This is a genomic window from Paraburkholderia sp. CNPSo 3281 (assembly GCF_024206515.1).
Taxonomy (GTDB): domain Bacteria; phylum Pseudomonadota; class Gammaproteobacteria; order Burkholderiales; family Burkholderiaceae; genus Paraburkholderia; species Paraburkholderia nodosa.
The window spans coordinates 31,221-51,397 of record NZ_JAMBPS010000028.1; the positions used below are offsets into that span (position 1 = coordinate 31,221).

Below are 20,177 nucleotides of genomic sequence, written 5' to 3' on the forward strand. Positions count from 1 at the left end.
CGCGGCCCGGAACAACGAGGAGAGGGAATGAAGCGAAACGTCACCCGTGAATCAGCTTGCCGATCGGACCGCCCTGCGCCTTGATGAAGGCGTGGGTGTTCGCGAGATCCGGCGTCTTGCGCAGCGCGTCTGTTACCAGCAACGCGGCGAACTCGCCCAGCCCCGCCGCGATCAAACGCTCGGTGTAGATGACGACACGTTCGAAATTGCTCTCGTTCGCGTACATCGCCAACGCCGCACTGATGGCGTAAAGCGCCGACGGCGCCTCGGGAATCGGAGCAACATCGGGCGTGGCGAGAACCGCTGCCGGCGACGGCAACTGCCGGTAGATCTGGATGAACGCCAGCAACTCGGTTGCCGGACCCTCGCCCACAGAACCGGCGTGGGAGATCAGTTCCAGTTCCTTCGGCACGACTCCCATCGTTTTCGCGACGAAACCCCAACTGCGCGGGCTTGGCGTCGCTTCAATGTCGCGCGAGGTCTTCTGGACCGACAGCAGGTCCGGCCGGAAGCGCAGAAACGCAAACAGTTCCGGCGCGATATCGTTCGCGACGGCCCAGGCGCTCCACTCCTCGATCGTCGCCTCGAGCTCCACCACGGTGGCAAAGCGCGAGATCAACGGGTCGAGAATGCCGCTCACGCCCGCGTTGTCGTTACGTCGGTTGGTAGCCGCGAGGAACGTGACGTTCTCGGGCAGCTTGTGCTCGCCGATCCGGCGCGCGAGCAGCAGCTGCATTTTCGCGGCCTGCACGGCCGGCGAGGCCTGCCCGAGATCGTCGAGAAACCAGATCAACGGGCGCTTGCGAGGCTGCAGCGCGCGTTCCAGATCGCCAAAAGGCAGGAAGCGTGCGGACTGGCCGTCGGCCGCCGCGAACGGCAAGCCCTTCGAGTCGGTCGGATCTTCGACGACGGGATGGCTGATCATCAGATCGTGGTCGACCTGGTCGGCGACCTGGGCCACGATATCGCTCTTGCCGATGCCTGGGCGCCCCGTAATGAGCACCGGAAGGCGCTTCGGAACGTAGGCGGTGAGCAGTGCATTGAGCTGGGAAGCGTTGACTTGCATTTGGGTTCCTTGAAAGAAGAAAACCCTGTGCAGACAACTTCCCCGTCGGGAACGTTGTCCTGACAGGGTGATTTGGTTTGCCGCGTGCGCGGCGGTCGATACGCCTAAGGCGCGAGAAAGCTGTTAGCGCAGAGTGGCCGCAAGGGCATCGCGCTGCCCGGCGTTGAGCGTCGAATACTCCACGCTTGTGGCGCCGCTATAGATGAGAAGACCGTAGACGTCTGCCAGTGCGCGAGCTTCCGCGCAAAGTACCGGCTGGTCCTCAGCGGCTGCCGGTCGACGCTCACGCCAGTGATTAATCGCCGACTCAATCTGGGCGATCGTCACTGCAAAAGGTTGCGGATACATGGGCTGTTCCTTTGACGGAAGGCCCGGGAGACGCCGCGCCCAAGCCGGGACGGGGTCCCTACCAGGCGGGTTGCATTGCCGGCGGCGCCGGCGGGTTCGATGCGTCAGGGACGCGGGTGATAGAGGCCAGTTTAGGCTCGCGCACGCATCAGCTACGGGCCAATGCTGGGCAATTCGAGGTAGCTTTCGCGCGCGACGTGCCGCGCGCGGACGTAAAAAAAACCGGCGCAAGCGCCGGTTCGGTCAAGGTTTCAGGCAAGCGAGAGCCGGGCCTGAGAATTCTCACGCTCCCGGATACGGACGACAATTGCGGCTTCCTCCTGGCGAAGTCGACGCGTTCGCTCTTCGCCGACGCCGTTGTGCTTCTCGACGACGTAGGTAAAGTAGAGCGGCCTTGCAGGTCCGCGCCACTGGTCCCACTCGGCCATGATCGCCGCGCGCATGTCAGGAACGCACGCAAAATACGCGCGTCGCGCCTGACGCCAGAAGCGCGCCTGCAGGTCACGCCAGCGCTGCTCGCTTTCCAGCAGCATGCGTTCCCGCCGCTTGCGCTCGTCATCAACTGGCAGCGTTGGTCGCGGTTGGAACTGCCCGACGAACAGCGGATAGTCGCGCGCGATCTTCTCTGCCTCACGCGCTTCCCGGCGCACGAACAGTGCCTCCTTGCGGGCGGTCCAGTTGTACCCCTCCGTTCGCGGCTCACGTTCGAATCGCATGGCAACCTCCTATGATGCGAGGGTGCCAAGGACAGCGCGCGCATACGCGAGCGTGCCGTCTTTCGCACTGAGCCGGCGCGCCGTGCGCTCTTCGCCGCGTGCGAGGACATACCTGACGCTTGCGCCGCGGGGATAGCTACGGATGGTCGAATAGCCCTCGCGGATCGCCCGATCGACATGCTCCACACCCGTGATGACTGCGTCCTCAGTGTCCTTGTAGCGGGCCTGGGTGGCAGCCTCCCGAGCGTCCTGCAGTCCGCGTTCCGCTTCCGATTCCGCCCTGCGCTGTGCAGCCAGCGATTCCCACTGGGCCTGCTGCGCCTCGTTGTAGCCGCACAGCAGGAACACCGCGCGATGACGTGCCGCCGGGCGCAGACGTAGCAGCTTTACGCCGAGCACTTCCTCGAACGCCGTCTTGCTGGCGCGGTTGTGTTCGTCGGAAGTGTCCAGCACCTTCAGCAGTGACTCTACGTTGCGTTCGGCGAGAGCGCGCGCCATCCGGTTCCCGTACTCGAACGTGTGCCGTCCCTCATCCAGACGGGCAATGTTGCAGCGGTGGCGGTGCATGCGGTGGCTGATGCGACCGGCCTTCAGCTCCTTGTCGGCGAATTCCACGGCACGCCGGCAGACGCTTGCAGCAACCAGTTCTCGAACGCGACTGGCCAACGGCGAGACAGGCTGGCCAACGTCGACCGGCTTGCTGAACGTATCCGGCAGCGGCAGGTCATCGATGAGTCCGTGCGCGTGCAGGACGTCCTCGACGTGCGGATACGTCGGCTCGTCCGGCAGCAGGCGCGCGAGCATCGTGAGGATGTCGGCGTTCTGCTCGTTGATGGACTTGCCGTTGTGACGCATCACGGAAGCAATGTTACGAAGCCTTGCACCGGAAATTGCGCCTCGCAGGCTGGGAACCTTGAGGAGCACGTCGGCCCACTCCGAGTAACGGAAAGCCTCCGCATCGTTGCGGTACGCCTGCAGCACCGATTCCGGTACCGGCAGATTGGCGAGCAGCGCGTACGCGACGTGCAGCGAGTGGCGACTTTGTGCGTCGCGCGTCCCGGGGAGGCGCGGCCCGCAATAGCCGAACCCGAACAGCCGCTCCATTGCCTCGATGCAGATGTCCGACAGCACGAAGCGTTTGCCGGCTGCACGCGCCTCGGCAGTTGCAGCCTCGATCTGGTCCGAGGAAAGCAGCAGATTCGGATTGCGGCACAGTTCCACGAACTCGAACAGGCCATCCCAGTCGCTTGCGTGGATTTCCCACGGTTCGCGGTGTGAGCCGTCGGGTCGCACAAACGAACCCGCACGCCGGATCTCGTGAAGCGCCTCGTTGATGATGCTGCGCGCCGTGCCCGGCATACGCAGCGCCAGCGCGCCGTTGTAGCGCGTGATGCGCTCGCCCGCTTCGGCGCCGGCCAGACGGATAAAGCAGGTATCGACTTCGCGCACACGATCGTCCTGGAACAGCGGGAAGAGACCGGCGAGCGTGGGCGACGTCAGAACTGCATTGGGTACGGAAAGCGTGTACATGGATGAAAGCTCCGGTGAGCAGGGGCCAACACCCATCGGGGCGAAGGCCCCGCAAGGGAAAGAATGAGTGGTGATACGAGGATCAGTCGATGTCCAGCAGCCGCGAGACGACAGCCGCAATCGACCAGGCGAGCGAGCGGTTCAGCACCTTCGCGCGCACAAGCGGCTGGCTGAGCCAGTGACTGCCGCCGCCCTCTTCAACGAAGTGAACGTGGTCGATCTGCACGAGCCATCCCTCGGAACGGCCGATCGAAACCGAGAGACACAGACGGCTTCGCCGCCCATCCGTTTCCGGCCACGGCGCATCGGGCTTCGCGCCAAACGTCGCATCGTTCGCGTTCTCTGCGTAGTTTGCGACGACGACCCACTCGGGCTCGAGCTCGGTCTTTCGCAGTTTCCGGCAGATCTGGTCGACGACCTGCCCTACCGTCTTGCCAGTGGTATCGAACGGCGCCGCGTCCAGCACACCCGGCGCATCGAGAAGCTCAAGAGTTGATTGCATGAAAAGTGGTCCAGAAATGCAAAAGGCCACACCCGAAGGTGCGGCCCTTGATTGGGATTTGCCAGCGAAAGCTGGCGCTACAGTGAATGTTCAGTGCGAATGCGAGCGACGCTCACGATCCGCCGCGCGGCTCTTGTTCGCCATGTAGCCACCGTAAAAGTAGATAGCTAACGTGACGACCAGAGTAAAAAGTGCGAAACCCATGTTCATTCTCCGTTCATGGAATCCATGCCTCTCAAAAAGAGTACCACAAAGGCGAAAACCAGAACTGCCTCACTCAGCACGGCGGCTAGGGTCCAGTTCGTCGTCGAGTGCCAGTAACCGATTGCGCCCACGATCGAGGCTGCCGACAGAGTATGGACAAACCGTCCAAACTGCTGGAGCTGTTCCTTGTTCCACGTATGCCCAAACCGACTGAACGGGATTACCGTACGTGGGATCGTGGTTGAGACAGCTTCGCCAAGTTTGAACTCCGCCCGGTCGCGAATCAGCAGATGACGGGCACCGCCGACGAGCACGGTAAGTCTAGGCGGCGACTCTGTCGTATCGCATTCGCGAAGCAGCTGCTGAAGGCGTTCGGAGACGTGCACGACCCCGGTCACGGGATCAAGCGTGGCGCCTTCCGAGATTTCCAGTCCGCCCGCGTACTGGACGACCACGGTAACGATATCCATGTCCGCCCCCTACCGACGATCCGAGTCGAGCCCGTTGGTAAGACGGAGAGCGCCTAGAAAGGCCTCGTAGCCTGCATGCGATCCAAGCTGTTCCTGGCTCACGACGTTGTCCCCGCCGCCAGACAGGTCCTTTCGACCCCGGCGGGTACGGAACGAAACCGCCACGGTACCGCGTTCGGGTGCATCGGCGACCTCGAGCATCAGCCTGTCGGTGCGAAGCGTTACACGGCAGCCGCGACCGCGTTCAGCGGGTTCTGCCACGATCTCGTGTTCGCTAGTGCGTAGGCGAAGGTCGCCGGCAACACGGCGAAGGAAACGCTGCGCATGATGCTTGACGCCCGACTCCCGCGCGGCACCCGCGCTTGCGCGGGACGCGTGGAAAACCTTGCTGCTGTGGTTCATAAATGCCTCGAAAAAAAACGGCGAGGTGCTCCGAAAGGAGTCACCCCGCCTTGCAGGTAAGAGGGCCGGCTTTGGCCGGCAAAGGGAATACGTCAGTGCGTGACGCGAACGCCCGAGCTTGTGTCCATGAAGAGCACGCGATCGCCAGGCGAGAACAACTGGTCGTCGGGTTGAGTAATGACGCGAAGCGAGCCATCCGCCTTGCGCACCACAATTTCGAGACCGGCGGTGCGCGAGAGCGCGTCGCTCACGTGCTGGGCGACGAAGCCCGTTACGGCACCGGACATCGCTGCCGCGACATAGCGACCGTTGCCATTTCCGATCGTTTTGGAGCCGAGAAAGGCGCCGAGACCTGCGCTCACGAGGCTCGTGAGACCCGAGTTGTTGCCCGGCACCTGAATCGTGATGCGGCGAACGCGAACGACGGTCACCTGTTCGAGCGTACCGGCGCGCTGGACATCCGAGCGTTGGTAGACGTCGGGCGAGCCGAAGTCGGTGCTTGCGCAACCGGAGAGAACGGAAAGAACAACGACGGCGAGAAAAATGCGGATCATGGCGGCTGCCTCAAGGTAGTGAGGGCAACCGGAGCCCCTTCGGGCAGTGGTTGCCCGAACGGGTATGGGAATTGGCTGGGAGGTGACTCCCAGCGCGGGTGAAGCGTTGAAGGCGGGGCTAAACGCCCACGCCGTTACGAATGACGTGCCAGATTGTGCAGTTCGACGTGGCCAGCATTCACGAGCCGACGTTCAACAGCGAACGGCAGATCGTAGTCCCACTGCACCGTTGCCGTGCGATCGCTCCAGACGGAAACGATCGTACCGGCATGAAGCTGCGGGGGACTTGCCTGGACATCCTGCGCGGTGATGCGTTGCTTTTCGCGAAAGCCGTTGAGTTCGAGAACCTTCACGGCGGGTTGCGAGGCAGCGGAAACATTCAGCATGGTGCAGCTCCTTTGAACAAAAAAGGGAGCCGCATCCCGAAGGGAGTGGGCTCCCAACGGGGTATGCATTGGCGGCAGGACGAAGGTCCGGCCGGTGAGACAAAAAGAAGCACAGCAGCACGCCGCTGTGGTCAGGTCGATGCGCAGAAAGCGCGGGGAATAGGGACAGTCTAAGGCGCGCGCGCCCAGTGCCGAGCCGGAATGCTCGCCGAAACGACCTATGTTTTATCGGCCCGCACCACGCGCGGTGCGCGCACGAAGTTCGTGCTGCCGGACCTAGGAAGCTCCGGACGAAAAAAAACGCAGCCCGCTTTCGCGGGACTGCGTTGGTTTCAGGAATTCCGGCGACGCGTTGAATCACGCACGGTAGCCACGTCCGGGGACGTACTGCAGGCGGTTCGAGCGTTCCGGCCAGGTCAGCCACGCGAGCGCCAGCAACAGACCGAACACGTCGGCAACCATCTGCGCCAACTGGTTGACATCTCCGGTCGCAAGATACTCGCGACCGTCGTACTTCCACGTGGACGTGATGCCGTACAGCACCGCAAACACGAGCCCCAGAAGGGCGCGGTTACGGGTGGTCTGAGACACGAAGCTCGACCACAGCATCACGAACAGCACGCAGCCGGCGAATGCCGCCGCAAGATGTTCGATACTGCTGGGCGCCCAGTGTCCAAGCCATCGCACCTCCAGCACACGCAACCACGCATGGTGAGGCTTCGCGAAGCCCCACAGCCGGTGGAGGCCGGTCGCAGCGAACAACGCCACCGCGAATAGCATGGCCCTGGTGCGTTCCGTCGCCGCGCGGCCGAAACGCGCCTGAACAGTACTTGAAAAAAACATATGCATTTGAAGCTCCTTGCAGGAATAGGTAACGGTCGGCCCTCGGGCTGAGGGCCGAAATAATTACGGAGGGGTATGAGTCACACAGCGGCGTAAAACGCTGTGTGACTCGCGGGAGGTGCCCCTCACGCTGCCTTGCGACGGCGTGCGGGCTTTTTCATGGGCGGCGCTTCGTAACCGAAACGCGCCCATGCAGCGGGGTCAATCGGAATCGGATTCGTGCGTCCCGTTGCGAGATTCACGAACACACTCGAAAACGTAAGACCGCCATTTCGAAACAGCGACCAGAGCAGGTTGAAAGCCTGCACCGAAATCGCCTGGTTGATGACGAGCGACTGCTTGCGCAGTGCATCCGCCATCGAACACGACGGGGAATCGTCACCCTTGTCGTTCTTGGCATTCAGCATGTCCGGGAACAGATCGCCCACATGGGGCAACCGGTCGTGCCGGGGCTTGCCGAACTCGCCGAGAATGACCTGACCACGGTCCGTCTCGTTGCCGCAATCGAGGTAGTAGAGGCACTTTCCCCGTTTCGCGGCCTGCACGATCGCGTGACGCGCACGTCGCGAATCGACGCAACCGATGACGATGTCAGTGTGCAGGTTGATCCGCGAATCGATGCGACGCGGTTCAGCCACCCAGTTCGTCCCCATCAGCAGATTGAGCCGGTTCACCAGCAACGTCGCCTTGTACTGGCCGACGTCGTTGGGATAGAAACCCTGCCTGCCAACGTTGAATTCGCTGACCGTGTCATCGTCGTAGACCGTGCACTCGATACCGCCCGGGTGCCCCAGCTCGATCATTGCGTGGTGCAGTCGCGCGAGCGACGGGAGCAGCGCACTGCCAGTACCACCCGCGCCAACCACAACCACCTTCCACGGTCCGTTGAGCATGTGGGGCGGCGTCTTGTGAAGAATGGGTCCGTTCATGCGACCTCTCCTTCCAGTGCCGTCATCCACTTCTGCGGAACCGCCTGCGCGGGTTCGAACCGTCCTTTCGCACAAAGACGCAGCGCGACTGACGGTACGCGATGGCAATGACCGAGCACGAGCGCAAACTTCACGTCGTGCTGATCGTCGCGATCATCGGTCGTCGAGAAGTACGCACTTCCGCTGCCGTGCGAATGGCAATCCACGACCAGCCATTCACCGCTGCGCAATTCCGGGCGTTCGTAGCTCAGGTGAGCAGGACTGTGCGACAACGAGGGAAGCGGTACGACGCGAAATTCCCCCGTTGCCGCGTCCCACACAATCCATGCGCCCGCCTCGTTGGGAAGAGCCGCACGCGCCATGTGTGCAAACCCCGCGACCAGTTCGGCCGGCACGGAGCCGCACGCCAGTTCGGTCAGCTCGGCCGCCTCGCCATAGGGCACCGACGTGCGCCACTCAAACACCCCCAGCCGACGAACCAGACGGATCCATGGGCGATTGATCTCGAGGAACACGCCATTCGACGCGATGAGCAACCGCTCGCCCGGCACGGTCATGGGCGCCACCGGCTCACGCGTGGGCACCATCACCGAGGGGAACGAGTGCTGAAGAGCGAAATCGATGGGATTCATGCCTTCCCTCCGATCGCGCCAGCGACGAGCTTGCCCGCCGTTGCACCTTTTATCGGTACCAGCACGTCGAGCGGAAACACCTCGAACTTGCCGTCGAGCATGTCGCGCCAGAACGCATAGAACCCGTCCTCGTACGTCACGCGCTTGCCACCGTGATTCGAATGCGTGAAGGCGGAGTTGAAAAAGCCATCTTCCCAGCCGCCAATCGCATCAACCTCGATGCGCCGGGGGACCTGCGCCGAACCGATGCAGATCTCGCCGAGGTCCCACGTGTTGAAGTACGGCGGCTCGAACAGCGGCGTATCCGGAGTCGGGCGTCCGCTCTCCTTCAGCGCGAACACACGGAACCCCGTCAACGAGGCCTGAAACACCAGCCCCGGATGCGAAACAACGCGACTGCGTTTGCCGAGTTCCTTGCAGTCAAAGAACACGCGGCGCGGCGCCGGCGGACACCACCACGTGACCGCGGCGGAAGACACGCCCAACAGGTTGGCGGGCAGAAACTCGCACTTGGGCGCCGCGCTCTTCTCCAGCTGCATGAGCGTGGTGATGAGCGCGCGGCGATCGAGGGGGCGGCCCGCCCCGATAACGGGACGACCCGACACGCGATCGGCGGCGATGCGGTGGACGGTCGCGTAGTGCGCGCCGTTCTGGCCAGCATAGAGCAGCAATGCAGACGACAGGGACACGTCATGGCCTGTACGGCCAATCGAAACATCACTCATGGGAAAAACTCCTGATTAGGGGCTCACCACCAGCGCCAGCAGCCGGTCGAGGTGGTGAAGCATCTGGAAGGCAAGGCTCCATTGCGCGTACTGCTCGCGGATGCCCCGTTTCGTTCTGGAAAATTCAATGAAGCAGCTGTACTCGGTCGCTTCTCCGGCCTGGTACTCACCGTTCATGTAGTCGTCGAGAATCTCGATGGATCGCTCGTTGGTCGCGAGCATCAACGTGCAGCCCGAATAAATCGGCCGCGAGTCGTAGCCCGTGTTCAGCAGTGGACGCTTGCCCGCGCGCCTGAGCAGCCGATGAAGCGCGGCCAGCTCAGCACACACCTTTGATGGCATGCCGGAACAACGCGCCTGCAGTTCAAGCAGCTCGCGCTCGGAAAGCGCGAGCCGCCTGCTGCGGCGCCCATCCGGTTTCGATGGCCTCCGGATCTCATCGGGATAGATCTCCGGGAGAACGTTCGACGGCAGGTAACGCTCCACCGTCTCTTCGTCCGCGCCGTGATACGCGACGAGCAGCTCACGCACGTCTTCGTCTTTCGCGCTCTCGTCGCCCTCCCAGTGCATGCAGGCGAATTCCTGGAGGAACCAGCCGGGCGTGCGAATAAGGACGGTTTTGCCGGAAACCCGGTCAACGAGCGAGAAAAGCGTGTGAAGCAGCAGCGGATGACACGCCCTGAGCGGTTCAGCGAGCGGGCCAATCTCATGCACCCACTCATCGGTCAGCTTGACGCCCAGATGAAGCGGACCCTTCGGCTTGAACTCATCGCTGTCCTGGTAGGCGATGCGATCCTCAACGGCGTTGGTGTCGCAGAGCTCGAACGTGACCGAGAGGAACCGCAAGGGCTGACGAATCTGCCTTTGCATCCAGATGAAAAACGCCTGCTGGAATGCGTCCGCCGCACTTGTCGGCGCTTGCACGTCCGTCGCACGCAACGGGCCGTGCCGGAACTGCTCGAGCACGATGTCGTTGATGGCGAGTTCGGCGCGCCATCTGAGCGTGATGCCGGACGGCACATCGTCTGCAATGTCCGGCAGCGTCAGAACACAAGGGGAAGATCGATGTCGGGGAGCGGCAAGGCGTGGCGGTTGCCAGGCTTCGCACGCGCCGTCAACGATCGATCGATCAGCGTATGAAGGATCGAGCAACATTTGTTCATCTCGTCGTCGTAAAGAAAAACCGCCCTTTCGGGCGGTTCCTGTTGGTTGAAGCCCTTGTCCGGATCGGACAGGGCCTTGAGCAGAGCGTCCTTACGCATGGGAGCCTTTGGCACCGGCTGCGCGGACGAACTTGTAGCTGGCGACCTCGCCCGCGACTTCCGGCCCGTCGACCGTGGCGGTCGTGAGTTCCGGATACTGCGCCGCGTAGAGATCGCGAACCTGATCGGGCGAGAACGCCGGACCGGGATCCACGAAGTGCATGCCGTTGTAGATAAATTCGCGAACGAGTGTGGCTACGTTGATTGCCATGGTGCGAACCCTCACAGAAGAGCAAACAGATCGGACTTACCGTCAGCAGGTGCTGCCGACGCCGAAGTTGCATCGACCGTCGGCGACTGCGCCGCAGTGGCGTTTTCGGCGTCCGGCGACTCGTCTTCGTCGTTGCCGTCGGGCTGTGATGCGGGCGCGGGAAGCGCCGGCTTCGATCCCTTCGACAACGCCTTCTGCGCCTTGCCCGCCTGCGACTTTTCAGCCGCCTGCAGGATCTCGTTCGTGGCGCTTACCTGCTCCGCGAGTGAGCGGTGCACGCCGTGGAACGATTGCAGGGCTTCGACGAAGCCCTCATCGAGATCGGCCGGCGACGCCGTGAGCACCAGCGGTTGCCGCAGCGCCACCTCTTTCGAGTCGCCGCACGGCATGACCACCACTGCCATCAGGTCGCCTGCCATTTTCATCGTGAGCGTGACCTTTCCGGTCTCGCGCACGAATGCTTCGAGTTCCTGGAACATAAAAACCTCTTGAAAAAAGGAACGCCGCGAGAAACGCGGCGTGTATCAGGGAATGTGCCGGGGAAACCCCACGGCAGTTGTCAGAACTTCAGGACCTTCAGCACCTTGCCGACGTAGTCGAAACCCTCGACGGTCAGCATTGCCTCGATCACTTCAGCTTTCGATTTCGCGAACACTTTCTTGAAGTGATCTGCGCCCATCGCTGCGCGCAGACCGAGTTCGTCGGCTACCACCTTCATCTCCGACTTCGTGATCAGCTCCAGAAACTCCTTGTCGAGCTTCCAGTGCTTCGTGAGGTCGAGCTTGTGGTGACGGCACATCTGCGTGAGGTACGTAACATCGACACCCTGGATTGCGGAGAGCGTCATGGCCACGACGAGCTTCACCTGCTGATCCGACTGGACCTGCGACGCTGCCGACGCGGCCTTGCCGAAGTCACCCACGGCCGGCTTGTCGTCAATCAGGCGCTCCCACACGGTCGTAACCGGACCGCCGTCGATGCACCGTGCCTGGCCAGTCGCCACGATTGCGATCAGATACTGACGCGCAAGCGCAACGTCCGTACTGACCTCGCGACGCAGCGCCTTGCGCCAGAGCGCGACCCGGTATGCCTTCACCCGGTCGGATTCAGACACCGTCGTCGCTTCAGGTGCAGCTGCAGCGGGCTTGTCGCCCTTTGCAGCGTTCACGGCCTTCGATGCGCCCGCTGCCGGTGCAGCTTTCGCCGTGGCCGGTGCCGATGGCTTTTCGCTCTTGATGCGTGCAGCAACCTTCTTCATGTTGCAGACGGTGTCGAAGCACTGGCCTTTGTAGACGTTGCCCAGCGAGTCGGGCAGACCGCTCACCGCCGCGCCGAAGTTCTGGCACGCATAGCACGCCTTCGCCTGTTCAGCGCCAACGCCCTTCGGACCATCCGCCACGAGCTGGATGCGCGTGTGGTTGTCGCCGGGCCGAACGATGCGAACGGTCTGGTACTCGTCGCGCAGGCCTGCGGCCGTTGCTTCGAGCTGCTTTTCCGTTTTTTCGCTGTAGCAGGCACGGTTCGTACAACTGCCGGTGCCGATCGACTCGCCGAACATCTCAGCCTGAGCGGCCGAGTTGTGCTGGCATCCGGCGCAGTCCACCTTGTCGAAGATCGCGGCAGAGAGCGAGCATGCTGCGCGCTCCAGTACTTTCTTCAGGTCGGCGACACTGTGCCGTTCTTTCACAACGACGGGCAGGAGCTTGTCCTGCTGCTCCTTCGTGAAAGCCGCGAACAGTTCGGCGTGGCCGAGCTTGATGCTGCGGGTGTTGAGCGCTTCCAGAACGGACGCACTGCAGTTCATGAGCGCGAGGCGACTGTCGAGCGTGTGGACGCTCCAGCCGAGACGGCGTGCCGCCTCCTCCCGATCACCCTGACAGCGACCGACGAGCTTCGCCGCGTCGACTGCCTCCTCGCCAGGCGACATATCCGAACGCTGGATGTTCTCGATGAGCGCCATTTCCTCGGCTTCGAACTCGTCGACGTACTTCACAGCAACGGGCATCTCGTAGCTCTCGCCACGTTCTTCCATCGCAGCTTTGTAACGACGCCCGCCAGCGATGAGTTCGTAGAACCCATCGTCGATCGGGCGAACGAGAATCGGCGTATCAACGCCGCGCGCACGCACCGACGCACGCATCTCCTGCATCTCTGCGTCGTCAAAGTACGTTCTCGGGTTACGACCGAGCTTGATGCGGGACAGCGGAAGTGTGGGTTGCTGAATATGCTCTTGCATTGCGGGTCTCCAGAGAGGGAACCCGCGCCCCAATCGGGAGGAGGATTCCCGAAGGGTACAAAAAGAAAGGCCACATGGGCCTGTGTCGATGCGCATGAAGCGCGGTAGATATGGGAACGATAGCCTGCCGGCGCATCGCGCATGGCCGGAAAGATCGCGAATACGGGATGGCTTTCAGGAAAAGGAAAAGGGCCCGGACAAAAATCCGGGCCCTTCTTTCAAAACAACGTCAACTGATCAACGACCTCGAAGATGGAGGCAGGCGCCGCAGGGAGCGTTGCGATCGCCTCCTCGAACATGTCCGCGATGTCGAGGCCCTCGGCGCGCGGTTGTTCAAGCACCGCGGCTCCGCCCACTTCGACCTCAAGCACCTCGCTTGCCGGCGGCGCGGCGACGAGGGCAGGCTTCGCGTCCGCCTCGACTTCAGACGTCCCGGCATCGGGTGCCAGCAACTCGCGCATCGCATCGAACGCCTTGCGTGCACGCAGGCGGTGACCCCAGCCGCCGAGCACGTGCGCCGGCGTGAACCAGTGCCCCCAGACCTCCATTGAGAGCGCATTGCCGTGCACGACGATGGCGGGAATGTGGAGCAACGACAGTTGCAGGTAGGCCATATGGACACAGCATGGATCGATGTCAATACAGGTTGCGTGCATTGCCTTCTGGTAGTTCAGGCCGGCATCGTGAAATGCCTCGGCTGTTGCGATGACCATGCCGCCCGCGCCGCATGCTGGTTCGTGCACGCGTGCGAATCCCTGCGCGTCGGCTCTCGCCACGGTGTCACCGCCGATCATCCCGGCCATCAGCTTCGACACGTGGTACGGCGTGAAGAACTGCCCGCTTCGTGCGTTGCCAAGGTCGAGCATCATGTAGGTCTCGCCGAGTACATCGGTGAGGCCACTTCCTCGAACCCCGAGGCCGCGGGCTGCTGTCATCGTCGCGACGCGCACCTCGAATGACATCGTCAGTTCCGAAAGCATCTTCGGGAATCTCGCGACCTCCTCCGGCTTGTACTTCCCGACGATCTCCATATAGCGCTTTTCTCGCCCATCGAACTGCGCGCGATCGACGCTGTTGCTGATCGCGAGCGCCGCCAGTTCGACAAAGTCGCGGAATACCGTGTCGAGATGATGGCCGTAGGAAAACTGGTTAATGAGAGCAACGAGGTTGCGCTGATGTTCGTCAGCCGTCTGCTCATGCTTTCGTTGTGCATTCTTGCTCATATGCCCACTCCGTGAGAGAGGGGCACGGCCCCTGCGGGCGCGATGCCCCACAGGGAAAAAAAAACCGGCAGCGCCGGTATGGTTCGATGCGTCGAAGACGCGGTTGATCGTGCAATCGTAAGTGGAAACCACCGATCGGTTTCCGCACAAAGAAGGCCGCTACGCATGGGCTTTCGCCTTTGGGGCGCCCTCGTTATCCACAATTTCCGTGGACAAGCCTGTGGAGAACAGTTTTCGCGACAACAAGACCAGCCCGCTATCGCGCCCATATCGGTTGGCTTTCCAGCCGCCAGAGACCCGAGGCGCGCCCGAGAATGAACAGCAGCGGGCAACAGGGCCACGCCGTCGGCGCGACGTCGCTTCGTCGCGTCCGGGCGGTCGCGGTCAGCCTCTCCGTTTAGGCGCCTAAACGCTTAAACCCGGAATGGTGCAGTTTTTGTGCAGCTTTCCCGCTGTCGGTCGGTCGAAACGGGCGTGAAATTCGCTGGCTTTTCCCCCTTCATCTCGCCCTCAAGGCGCGAAGATGGACCGATGTCCCCGACCGCCTTCACTTTCGGTGTTGCCTCGCTTCGCCTGCGCCGCGTCCGTTACCCGATGGACGCCGTAACCCCCTGCGAAGGCGTCGTCACGCAGCACGACGCGGACAACGAGATGGTGACCGTGCTCAACACCAACGATGGTTCCTTCTGGCACTGTCCCCAGCGGCTAGTCGAAGTCGTGGCCTAGTCTGCTCGCGGCGCCCCAACCAGGAGAACCCCTTCATGTTCGAAGTATCGTTCGACGGCGAGCGCGTGCCGCTCACCGAAGTTCAGGAAAATCCAGCACGTTTCGCACGCCGACTTGAGCGCGCCAAGATTGTCCCCGGCTTCGCGCAGTGCCACTGCCGCACGGACGCGCCTCGCAAGCTCGTGATCCGCCGGTATGGCTCACTCTTTCATCTCGCCGGCTGGCCCGACGACGGCGTGCATCACGCAGAGGGATGCGAATTCCGCAAGACTCCGGGGGCCGCTGCGGGCGATGGGAGCGATAGCACCGCCGCCATCGTCATTGACGCGGACGGTCTGAATGTGCGACTGGATGCCTCACTGCTCCAGCGCGAAGTCGCGTCGGGACCCCGAGCGCGCAGCCACACGACATCCAACGGCACATCGCGCCGCGCCGCGCCCCTGCTGGCCTTCATGCAAACCTTATGGGTCAGCGCCGGCCTCAATTCATGGACGGGTACCAACGATCACCGCGGCTGGGGCGCGGTGAATTCGATGCTACTCGGCGGACTTGGTGAAAATGCGCGGATTAACGGCGCGTCAGCTCAGGATGTCCTACACGTCATGAGGCGTTACGAGGAGAGCGAGCGCGACGCGATCAACGCGGAATTTGAAAGGTTTCTCGCGACAATAACCACCGACGGAAAGGTATCGCGCCGCGCCCTTGTGCTCGGTGAAATTGGCGCAGTCGGCGAAACCAAATACGGCGCATCGATAACGCTACGTCAGCGCAAGTTGCGCTACTACGCGTCAAACGCGCTCATCGAGCAGACCACAAAGAAGTATGGCCACGCATGGCGCGCAATCGCCGAATCCACGGCCCGCGTCATTGGCCTTCTGCTCATCGAACGCACGACCAAAGGGCACCTGATCATCATCGATCTCGCCGCGATGCTCTGTTCAGCCGCATTCATTCCATGTGACTCGATCCACGAGGTCGCAATGGCCAACCGGCTCGTCGGCCTGAGGCGAGTCTTCGAAAAGCCCATCCGCATGGCCGAGGGCGATCAAATGCTGCCCGATTTTGTGCTGCTCGATAACGAGCCCGCGACGCACATTGAGGTCTACGGCATGAACGGACTCGCGAGCTATGAGGAGCGCAAGGCGAAAAAACGCGCAATGCGATTGGCTCGCGGCATACCGACCGTAGAGTGGAATGTCGATCGCCAAACAGTCAGACAGGCCAGGCTGCCTTCACCGGTCCAGCGCACTTGACTTCGTCCACGCTCGGTTAGGCTGGATTCGATCCGGCCCGGTTCAGCCCGGTCGCCAGACCCAACCTCGATCTCTCTATCCGACGCGAGTAACAGCGAAAGTGAACGACACAATCCAAACAGAAGGCAGCGACGGCCGTAAATTCGCCCACCAAAGAAATCACGGGGACGGCAGCGTCGCCCACGTCGGCACCATCGCGCCTGCTACGACAGCGCAGCCCGACGAGACATGCAAATGCCGACGACTTGGAGATTGGAGAGGTTTCCATCATCCGCTGTGCGATAAAGCCTACGAAGACGAGGCGGCTGCACCAGCGCAGATTGCCCTGCTCCACGCGAATGAAGCAACGTTGGAAGCGGACGCGGTCTGCGAATGCACACCTAAACCATCCCGACAACGAGCGGCACGATTGCTGGCGACGATCGCGGCTGCGCGGCTCGATCTGCTGAAACTGCCTCCCAGCAACGAACGAACTGGAGTTTCGATCGCGCTGGACGATGCCGAACTCCTCGCTCGCGAAGTGATCGACAATCCGGTTCCGGATTCCGTGCGAGCAGCGCTCGAGCGCATGTGCACGCCACTGGATAAGTCGTGGCTTTCCGGCGCAACCGCGCAGGCCGACGCACATTGCATGAAAGTCATCCGGGGCTATGTTCTCGGCAGCAAAACGTCCGGAGGTTGAGGATGGAAAACACAACCATCGAATGGGCCGACCACACTTTCAATCCGTTTCTCGGCTGCACGAAGGTCTCGCCCGGGTGCGACCACTACTACGCCGAACAGTTGCTGGACAAACGGTTGCATAAAGTCGCATGGGGCTCTGGCCAGCCACGTCTTCGGACCAGCCCTGCCAATTGGCGTAAGCCGCTGACCTGGAACACGCGACATGACGACTTCTTCGCCATGCACGGACGCCGGCAGCGAGTTTTCTGTGCGTCGCTCGCAGATGTGTTCGACAACGCAGTCGATCCGGCGTGGCGCGCCGACCTCTTCGACCTCATCGAACGCACACCGAATCTCGACTGGCTGTTGCTCACGAAACGAATCGGCAACGTGATGTCGATGATCAACGAGACGGCAGCCCGCCGCTTCGACCTCGAGTGCCTGCAAGAACCACGTCTGCCCGATAACGTCTGGCTCGGTGCCACCATCGTCAATCAGACAGAGGCGGACCGCGACATACCAAAGCTGCTCGAGGTTCCAGCGCGCATCAAGTTCCTGAGCATGGAGCCGCTGCTTGGGTCTGTCGATATAAGCGACTGGCTCGCACCGGGCTTTCCGCATTGCGCGGGCTTCGAGCAAGGCGGGAGCATGGGGGACGGCTACTGTGCCCATTGTGCGGGCAACAAAAGCGATCCGATTCATCGACCTGGCATGCACGACTTCGTCGACTGGGTCATCTGCGGCGGCGAGAGCGGCCCACACGCACGTCCGACTCATCCGACGAGGCCGCGAGCGCTGCGCGACCAGTGCGCGACATCTGGCACTGCATATCACTTCAAGCAGTGGGGGGAGTGGGCTCCAGCGCCTGAAGTCGTCGATGCCGGCGGCCCGCTCTTTTATCGCTTCGAGGATGGCACATGGATGCAGCGCGTCGGTAAGAAAGCGGCTGGCCGCCTGCTCGACGGCCGGATGCACAACGATTTCCCCAACCCTCGCGTGCCGCTGGTGCCGTCTCCGGCTTGACCCGCAGGGGTGCTGAGTTTGCGGGCAAAACACCCGCAGAGCGTCGAGATACGCCCCTTGCACCGCTCACCTTGCGGTATTGAAAACTGGCGAAGCATGGATAATGGCGGCCTACCATTCCACTAACTACTCGCCATGTACGAGCAGCTCATACCTTGCGACCACTGCGGCGGTCGACCGACAGTTGGCCGCTCACAGCGCCTGGTCTCCAAACTCCCGAATCCACAGTACGACTACACCGAGTGGGGCCGCATGTCAGGGCCTCCTCGGATCGGCGACCGGCTGCCGCGTCCGCCTGAGGTCCCGAAGACAGCACCCCTGGTCTGTATCTACTGCGCGGACTGCGGAATGCAAACGCCATGGGAAGCTACTGGTCGCGACGAAAAAGCCGCGATGGACCGCTGTGGCGCCGTATGGAACAGACGGCTGATGCGCCCCGAAGCCGAGAAGAGCGACGTGCAGCGGCTCGTCGAGCGCGAAATTGGGGCCGCCGACATACCCGCTGTCCTCGATCTGCTATCGCGTACCGCCGGCAACTGGGAAGAGATGGGGCCGATGTTTGCGATGCTCGCTCGCCGCCTCGTGGATGCCACCGTTGTCACGTTTGACTCATGGCCAATCGACCCGGTGCTCAACGACGCGGCACGCTGGAGGAAACTGATCCAGCTCGCGAAATGGGTTGAGATTGACGGCGAGTCGTACGCCCAGTTCCCCAAAATCTATTCGCCCGCCGAGCACGACGAGATGCTATTCGAAGACCGGATCGCCGCCGCCGTCGATTCGCTGCCCGACCGCGACCGCTGGTAATCGCTCGGACAAGCAAAATCGGGATAGGGGCAGGCCTCGCGGCCCGACCCCTCCCACACCACCGTGCGTACGGGTCCGTACACGGCGGTTCGGATCGGTTGATCGGCTAGGGACCAAGCAATGGGAGCCCGAGAGAACGTAAGTACCCGTTTGACAGGGCGAGGTTCACTGCAGGGCTGTGACTGAGCCGCCACGCGCTGTGCGGTGCTCCGGCGGTTTGGGCGGCAAGATTGCGTTTCACGCCACGGGCAATGAGTTCCTCGAATCGAGTCCGGCCACGTTTCCATTGCTTCCAGAAGTAGCAACGAATGCGGCGACGAATCCATTTATCCAGGTCCCGAAGTACCCATGGCGTTTCGCAGAAACCAAAGTATCCACGCCAACCCGTCAGATACCGCTTCAGCGAGCCGATCATCTGGTCGACGCTGATGCCGCGCGTGCGCTGAGTCAGTTCTCGAATTCGCTCCTTGAACCGGGACAGGGCCTTGGGCGCTATGAGCCGCCGGGTCTGTTCCCGATCCGAGAAGGTAAATCCTAGAAACTTCCGCGTGTGTGGCCGCGCAACGGCACTCTTCGATTCATTGACCTGCAATTTCAGCTTGCTAGTGAGGAAGACCTTCAGCCCTGCCATCACCCGAAGCCCCGCGCGTTCGCTGCGCACGTAGACGTTACAATCGTCTGCGTATCTCACGAAACTTAGGTCGCGTCGGGCAAGCTCCCGGTCAAGATCGTCGAGTATCAGATTGGATAACAACGGCGACAGCGGACCGCCCTGCGGCGTACCTTCATCCGTCGCACCAACCAGCCCGTTTTCCAGCACGCCCGCCGTCAGGAACGAACGAATCAGCTTGAGCATCCGCTTGTCGCTGATCCGCCGGGCTATCCGAGACATCAGAATGTCGTGGTTCACGCGATCGAAGAATTTCTCGAGATCCAAATCTACAACCCAGCGGTGTCCCGCCTGAATGTAGCTTTGGGCACGTTCCACGGCCTGATGTGCCGAGCGCCCCGGACGGAATCCGTAGCTGGACTCCGAGAACGTCGGGTCCCACCGCCTTTGCAGCACCTGCAACACCGCCTGCTGAACGAAGCGATCTAGCGCGCACGGGATGCCGAGCTTGCGCACGCCTCCGTCCGGCTTGGGTATCTCGACCCGTCTCACAGGTTGGGGTTGGTAGGTTCCGCCCAGCAATGACGACCGTATCGACGGCCAGTGCTCACGCAGGTGCAGCCGTAACGCCTGGACTGTCATGCCGTCCACGCCGGGCGCCCCTTTGTTTGCTTGCACACGCTTCAGCGCCTGTTTCAGGTTCTCCCGTTCACAGACTTCTTCCATCAGTCGGCCACTAGCCGACGGGCTTTCAGGCCCGGGGTTCGCCGCCATAGGTTCAGCCCCTCGGACATCGATCTTTGGGGCTTCACCCCTATCTTCGATTCCAAGGACGCGACGCGTTTTCCGCTGCGCT

General features: G+C 62.1%; 23 protein-coding genes and 1 pseudogene. 6 read left to right on the forward strand and 18 right to left on the reverse strand.

Going from position 1 to position 20,177, the window contains the following annotated elements:
• Positions 1 to 40 precede the first annotated feature (40 nt).
• The 17 genes from M3I56_RS24335 to M3I56_RS24420 all read right to left on the reverse strand — a co-directional run bounded on the left by M3I56_RS24335 (position 41) and on the right by M3I56_RS24420 (position 14,371).
• Positions 41 to 1,066: an ATP-binding protein gene (locus M3I56_RS24335; protein WP_254344729.1), complete on the reverse strand. Its 1,026-nt coding sequence runs from the start codon at positions 1,064 to 1,066 to the stop codon at positions 41 to 43.
• 123 nt (positions 1,067 to 1,189) lie between these two features.
• A complete protein-coding gene (locus M3I56_RS24340) occupies positions 1,190 to 1,414 on the reverse strand; it encodes a DUF3717 domain-containing protein (protein WP_254316911.1) in 225 nt (74 codons plus the stop codon).
• A 251-nt stretch (positions 1,415 to 1,665) separates the two neighbouring features.
• Positions 1,666 to 2,130, reverse strand: a complete 465-nt coding sequence (locus M3I56_RS24345) for a hypothetical protein (RefSeq protein ID WP_254316912.1) — start codon at positions 2,128 to 2,130, stop codon at positions 1,666 to 1,668.
• Between the two features lie 9 nt (positions 2,131 to 2,139).
• Positions 2,140 to 3,780 carry a hypothetical protein gene (locus tag M3I56_RS24350; protein ID WP_254356169.1) on the reverse strand — a complete coding sequence of 547 codons (1,641 nt, stop codon included), beginning with the start codon at positions 3,778 to 3,780 and terminating at the stop codon, positions 2,140 to 2,142.
• The gene (locus M3I56_RS24355) at positions 3,743 to 4,162 is read right to left on the reverse strand and encodes a hypothetical protein (protein ID WP_254316914.1); all 420 of its coding nucleotides are present in this window, start codon (positions 4,160 to 4,162) and stop codon (positions 3,743 to 3,745) included. The genes M3I56_RS24350 and M3I56_RS24355 overlap by 38 nt, the downstream gene beginning before the upstream one ends.
• A 206-nt stretch (positions 4,163 to 4,368) precedes the next feature.
• On the reverse strand, positions 4,369 to 4,836 hold the full coding sequence (locus tag M3I56_RS24360; protein ID WP_254316915.1) for a hypothetical protein: 468 nt from the start codon (positions 4,834 to 4,836) through the stop codon (positions 4,369 to 4,371).
• 494 nt (positions 4,837 to 5,330) lie between these two features.
• The gene (locus M3I56_RS24370; protein WP_254316917.1) at positions 5,331 to 5,792 is read right to left on the reverse strand and encodes a glycine zipper 2TM domain-containing protein; all 462 of its coding nucleotides are present in this window, start codon (positions 5,790 to 5,792) and stop codon (positions 5,331 to 5,333) included.
• A 134-nt stretch (positions 5,793 to 5,926) separates the two neighbouring features.
• Complete coding sequence (locus tag M3I56_RS24375; protein WP_254344410.1) at positions 5,927 to 6,178, reverse strand: hypothetical protein; 252 nt, start codon at positions 6,176 to 6,178, stop codon at positions 5,927 to 5,929.
• Between the two features lie 357 nt (positions 6,179 to 6,535).
• Positions 6,536 to 7,027, reverse strand: coding sequence for a hypothetical protein (locus M3I56_RS24380; protein WP_254316919.1), 492 nt, complete (start codon positions 7,025 to 7,027; stop codon positions 6,536 to 6,538).
• 119 nt (positions 7,028 to 7,146) lie between these two features.
• A complete protein-coding gene (locus M3I56_RS24385) occupies positions 7,147 to 7,950 on the reverse strand; it encodes a PRTRC system ThiF family protein (RefSeq protein WP_254344408.1) in 804 nt (267 codons plus the stop codon).
• Positions 7,947 to 8,582: a PRTRC system protein A gene (locus tag M3I56_RS24390; RefSeq protein WP_254316921.1), complete on the reverse strand. Its 636-nt coding sequence runs from the start codon at positions 8,580 to 8,582 to the stop codon at positions 7,947 to 7,949. The genes M3I56_RS24385 and M3I56_RS24390 overlap by 4 nt, the downstream gene beginning before the upstream one ends.
• Positions 8,579 to 9,307 (reverse strand): PRTRC system protein B, encoded by a 729-nt coding sequence (locus M3I56_RS24395; protein WP_254356170.1) that lies wholly within the window; start codon positions 9,305 to 9,307, stop codon positions 8,579 to 8,581. The genes M3I56_RS24390 and M3I56_RS24395 overlap by 4 nt, the downstream gene beginning before the upstream one ends.
• A 15-nt stretch (positions 9,308 to 9,322) precedes the next feature.
• Entirely contained in the window at positions 9,323 to 10,462 is a 1,140-nt protein-coding gene (locus M3I56_RS24400; protein WP_254356171.1) for a PRTRC system protein F, read from the reverse strand.
• Between the two features lie 99 nt (positions 10,463 to 10,561).
• A complete protein-coding gene (locus M3I56_RS24405; protein ID WP_254344400.1) occupies positions 10,562 to 10,780 on the reverse strand; it encodes a PRTRC system protein C in 219 nt (72 codons plus the stop codon).
• An 11-nt stretch (positions 10,781 to 10,791) separates the two neighbouring features.
• Positions 10,792 to 11,259, reverse strand: coding sequence for a PRTRC system protein E (locus M3I56_RS24410; RefSeq protein WP_254344398.1), 468 nt, complete (start codon positions 11,257 to 11,259; stop codon positions 10,792 to 10,794).
• Between the two features lie 80 nt (positions 11,260 to 11,339).
• A complete protein-coding gene (locus tag M3I56_RS24415; protein WP_254344396.1) occupies positions 11,340 to 13,016 on the reverse strand; it encodes a PRTRC system ParB family protein in 1,677 nt (558 codons plus the stop codon).
• A gap of 218 nt (positions 13,017 to 13,234) precedes the next feature.
• Positions 13,235 to 14,371 (reverse strand): N-6 DNA methylase, encoded by a 1,137-nt coding sequence (locus M3I56_RS24420; protein ID WP_254356172.1) that lies wholly within the window; start codon positions 14,369 to 14,371, stop codon positions 13,235 to 13,237.
• A gap of 462 nt (positions 14,372 to 14,833) precedes the next feature.
• Between M3I56_RS24420 and M3I56_RS41120 the strand changes: the two genes are divergently transcribed.
• The 6 genes and pseudogenes from M3I56_RS41120 to M3I56_RS24445 all read left to right on the forward strand — a co-directional run bounded on the left by M3I56_RS41120 (position 14,834) and on the right by M3I56_RS24445 (position 18,711).
• Complete coding sequence (locus M3I56_RS41120) at positions 14,834 to 14,965, forward strand: hypothetical protein (RefSeq protein WP_302056976.1); 132 nt, start codon at positions 14,834 to 14,836, stop codon at positions 14,963 to 14,965.
• Between the two features lie 35 nt (positions 14,966 to 15,000).
• The gene (locus M3I56_RS24425) at positions 15,001 to 16,218 is read left to right on the forward strand and encodes a DUF1173 family protein (protein ID WP_254356173.1); all 1,218 of its coding nucleotides are present in this window, start codon (positions 15,001 to 15,003) and stop codon (positions 16,216 to 16,218) included.
• A gap of 100 nt (positions 16,219 to 16,318) precedes the next feature.
• Entirely contained in the window at positions 16,319 to 16,900 is a 582-nt protein-coding gene (locus M3I56_RS24430; protein WP_254344384.1) for a hypothetical protein, read from the forward strand.
• A gap of 2 nt (positions 16,901 to 16,902) precedes the next feature.
• Positions 16,903 to 17,904 (forward strand): phage Gp37/Gp68 family protein, encoded by a 1,002-nt coding sequence (locus M3I56_RS24435; RefSeq protein WP_254356174.1) that lies wholly within the window; start codon positions 16,903 to 16,905, stop codon positions 17,902 to 17,904.
• A 135-nt stretch (positions 17,905 to 18,039) separates the two neighbouring features.
• Positions 18,040 to 18,318 (forward strand): annotated as a pseudogene (locus M3I56_RS24440) (Lar family restriction alleviation protein); the annotation flags it as partial.
• Between the two features lie 15 nt (positions 18,319 to 18,333).
• On the forward strand, positions 18,334 to 18,711 hold the full coding sequence (locus tag M3I56_RS24445; protein ID WP_254356191.1) for a hypothetical protein: 378 nt from the start codon (positions 18,334 to 18,336) through the stop codon (positions 18,709 to 18,711).
• A gap of 106 nt (positions 18,712 to 18,817) precedes the next feature.
• Here M3I56_RS24445 and ltrA read toward each other — a convergent pair whose 3' ends face one another.
• Positions 18,818 to 20,095: a group II intron reverse transcriptase/maturase gene (gene ltrA / locus M3I56_RS24450; RefSeq protein WP_254356175.1), complete on the reverse strand. Its 1,278-nt coding sequence runs from the start codon at positions 20,093 to 20,095 to the stop codon at positions 18,818 to 18,820.
• Positions 20,096 to 20,177: the final 82 nt, after the last annotated feature.

What these genes read in the sequence shown, in the direction of transcription:
- M3I56_RS24335 (WP_254344729.1), bottom strand. Translation starts at nt 1,066, where the DNA reads ATGCAAGTCAACGCTTCCCAGCTCAATGCACTGCTCACCGCCTACGTT.
- M3I56_RS24340 (WP_254316911.1), bottom strand. Translation starts at nt 1,414, where the DNA reads ATGTATCCGCAACCTTTTGCAGTGACGATCGCCCAGATTGAGTCGGCG.
- M3I56_RS24345 (WP_254316912.1), bottom strand. Translation starts at nt 2,130, where the DNA reads ATGCGATTCGAACGTGAGCCGCGAACGGAGGGGTACAACTGGACCGCC.
- M3I56_RS24355 (WP_254316914.1), bottom strand. Translation starts at nt 4,162, where the DNA reads ATGCAATCAACTCTTGAGCTTCTCGATGCGCCGGGTGTGCTGGACGCG.
- M3I56_RS24360 (WP_254316915.1), bottom strand. Translation starts at nt 4,836, where the DNA reads ATGGATATCGTTACCGTGGTCGTCCAGTACGCGGGCGGACTGGAAATC.
- M3I56_RS24370 (WP_254316917.1), bottom strand. Translation starts at nt 5,792, where the DNA reads ATGATCCGCATTTTTCTCGCCGTCGTTGTTCTTTCCGTTCTCTCCGGT.
- M3I56_RS24375 (WP_254344410.1), bottom strand. Translation starts at nt 6,178, where the DNA reads ATGCTGAATGTTTCCGCTGCCTCGCAACCCGCCGTGAAGGTTCTCGAA.
- M3I56_RS24380 (WP_254316919.1), bottom strand. Translation starts at nt 7,027, where the DNA reads ATGCATATGTTTTTTTCAAGTACTGTTCAGGCGCGTTTCGGCCGCGCG.
- M3I56_RS24385 (WP_254344408.1), bottom strand. Translation starts at nt 7,950, where the DNA reads ATGAACGGACCCATTCTTCACAAGACGCCGCCCCACATGCTCAACGGA.
- M3I56_RS24390 (WP_254316921.1), bottom strand. Translation starts at nt 8,582, where the DNA reads ATGAATCCCATCGATTTCGCTCTTCAGCACTCGTTCCCCTCGGTGATG.
- M3I56_RS24395 (WP_254356170.1), bottom strand. Translation starts at nt 9,307, where the DNA reads ATGAGTGATGTTTCGATTGGCCGTACAGGCCATGACGTGTCCCTGTCG.
- M3I56_RS24400 (WP_254356171.1), bottom strand. Translation starts at nt 10,462, where the DNA reads ATGTTGCTCGATCCTTCATACGCTGATCGATCGATCGTTGACGGCGCG.
- M3I56_RS24405 (WP_254344400.1), bottom strand. Translation starts at nt 10,780, where the DNA reads ATGGCAATCAACGTAGCCACACTCGTTCGCGAATTTATCTACAACGGC.
- M3I56_RS24410 (WP_254344398.1), bottom strand. Translation starts at nt 11,259, where the DNA reads ATGTTCCAGGAACTCGAAGCATTCGTGCGCGAGACCGGAAAGGTCACG.
- M3I56_RS24415 (WP_254344396.1), bottom strand. Translation starts at nt 13,016, where the DNA reads ATGCAAGAGCATATTCAGCAACCCACACTTCCGCTGTCCCGCATCAAG.
- M3I56_RS41120 (WP_302056976.1), top strand. Translation starts at nt 14,834, where the DNA reads ATGGACGCCGTAACCCCCTGCGAAGGCGTCGTCACGCAGCACGACGCG.
- M3I56_RS24425 (WP_254356173.1), top strand. Translation starts at nt 15,001, where the DNA reads ATGTTCGAAGTATCGTTCGACGGCGAGCGCGTGCCGCTCACCGAAGTT.
- M3I56_RS24435 (WP_254356174.1), top strand. Translation starts at nt 16,903, where the DNA reads ATGGAAAACACAACCATCGAATGGGCCGACCACACTTTCAATCCGTTT.
- M3I56_RS24445 (WP_254356191.1), top strand. Translation starts at nt 18,334, where the DNA reads ATGCGCCCCGAAGCCGAGAAGAGCGACGTGCAGCGGCTCGTCGAGCGC.
- ltrA (WP_254356175.1), bottom strand. Translation starts at nt 20,095, where the DNA reads ATGGCGGCGAACCCCGGGCCTGAAAGCCCGTCGGCTAGTGGCCGACTG.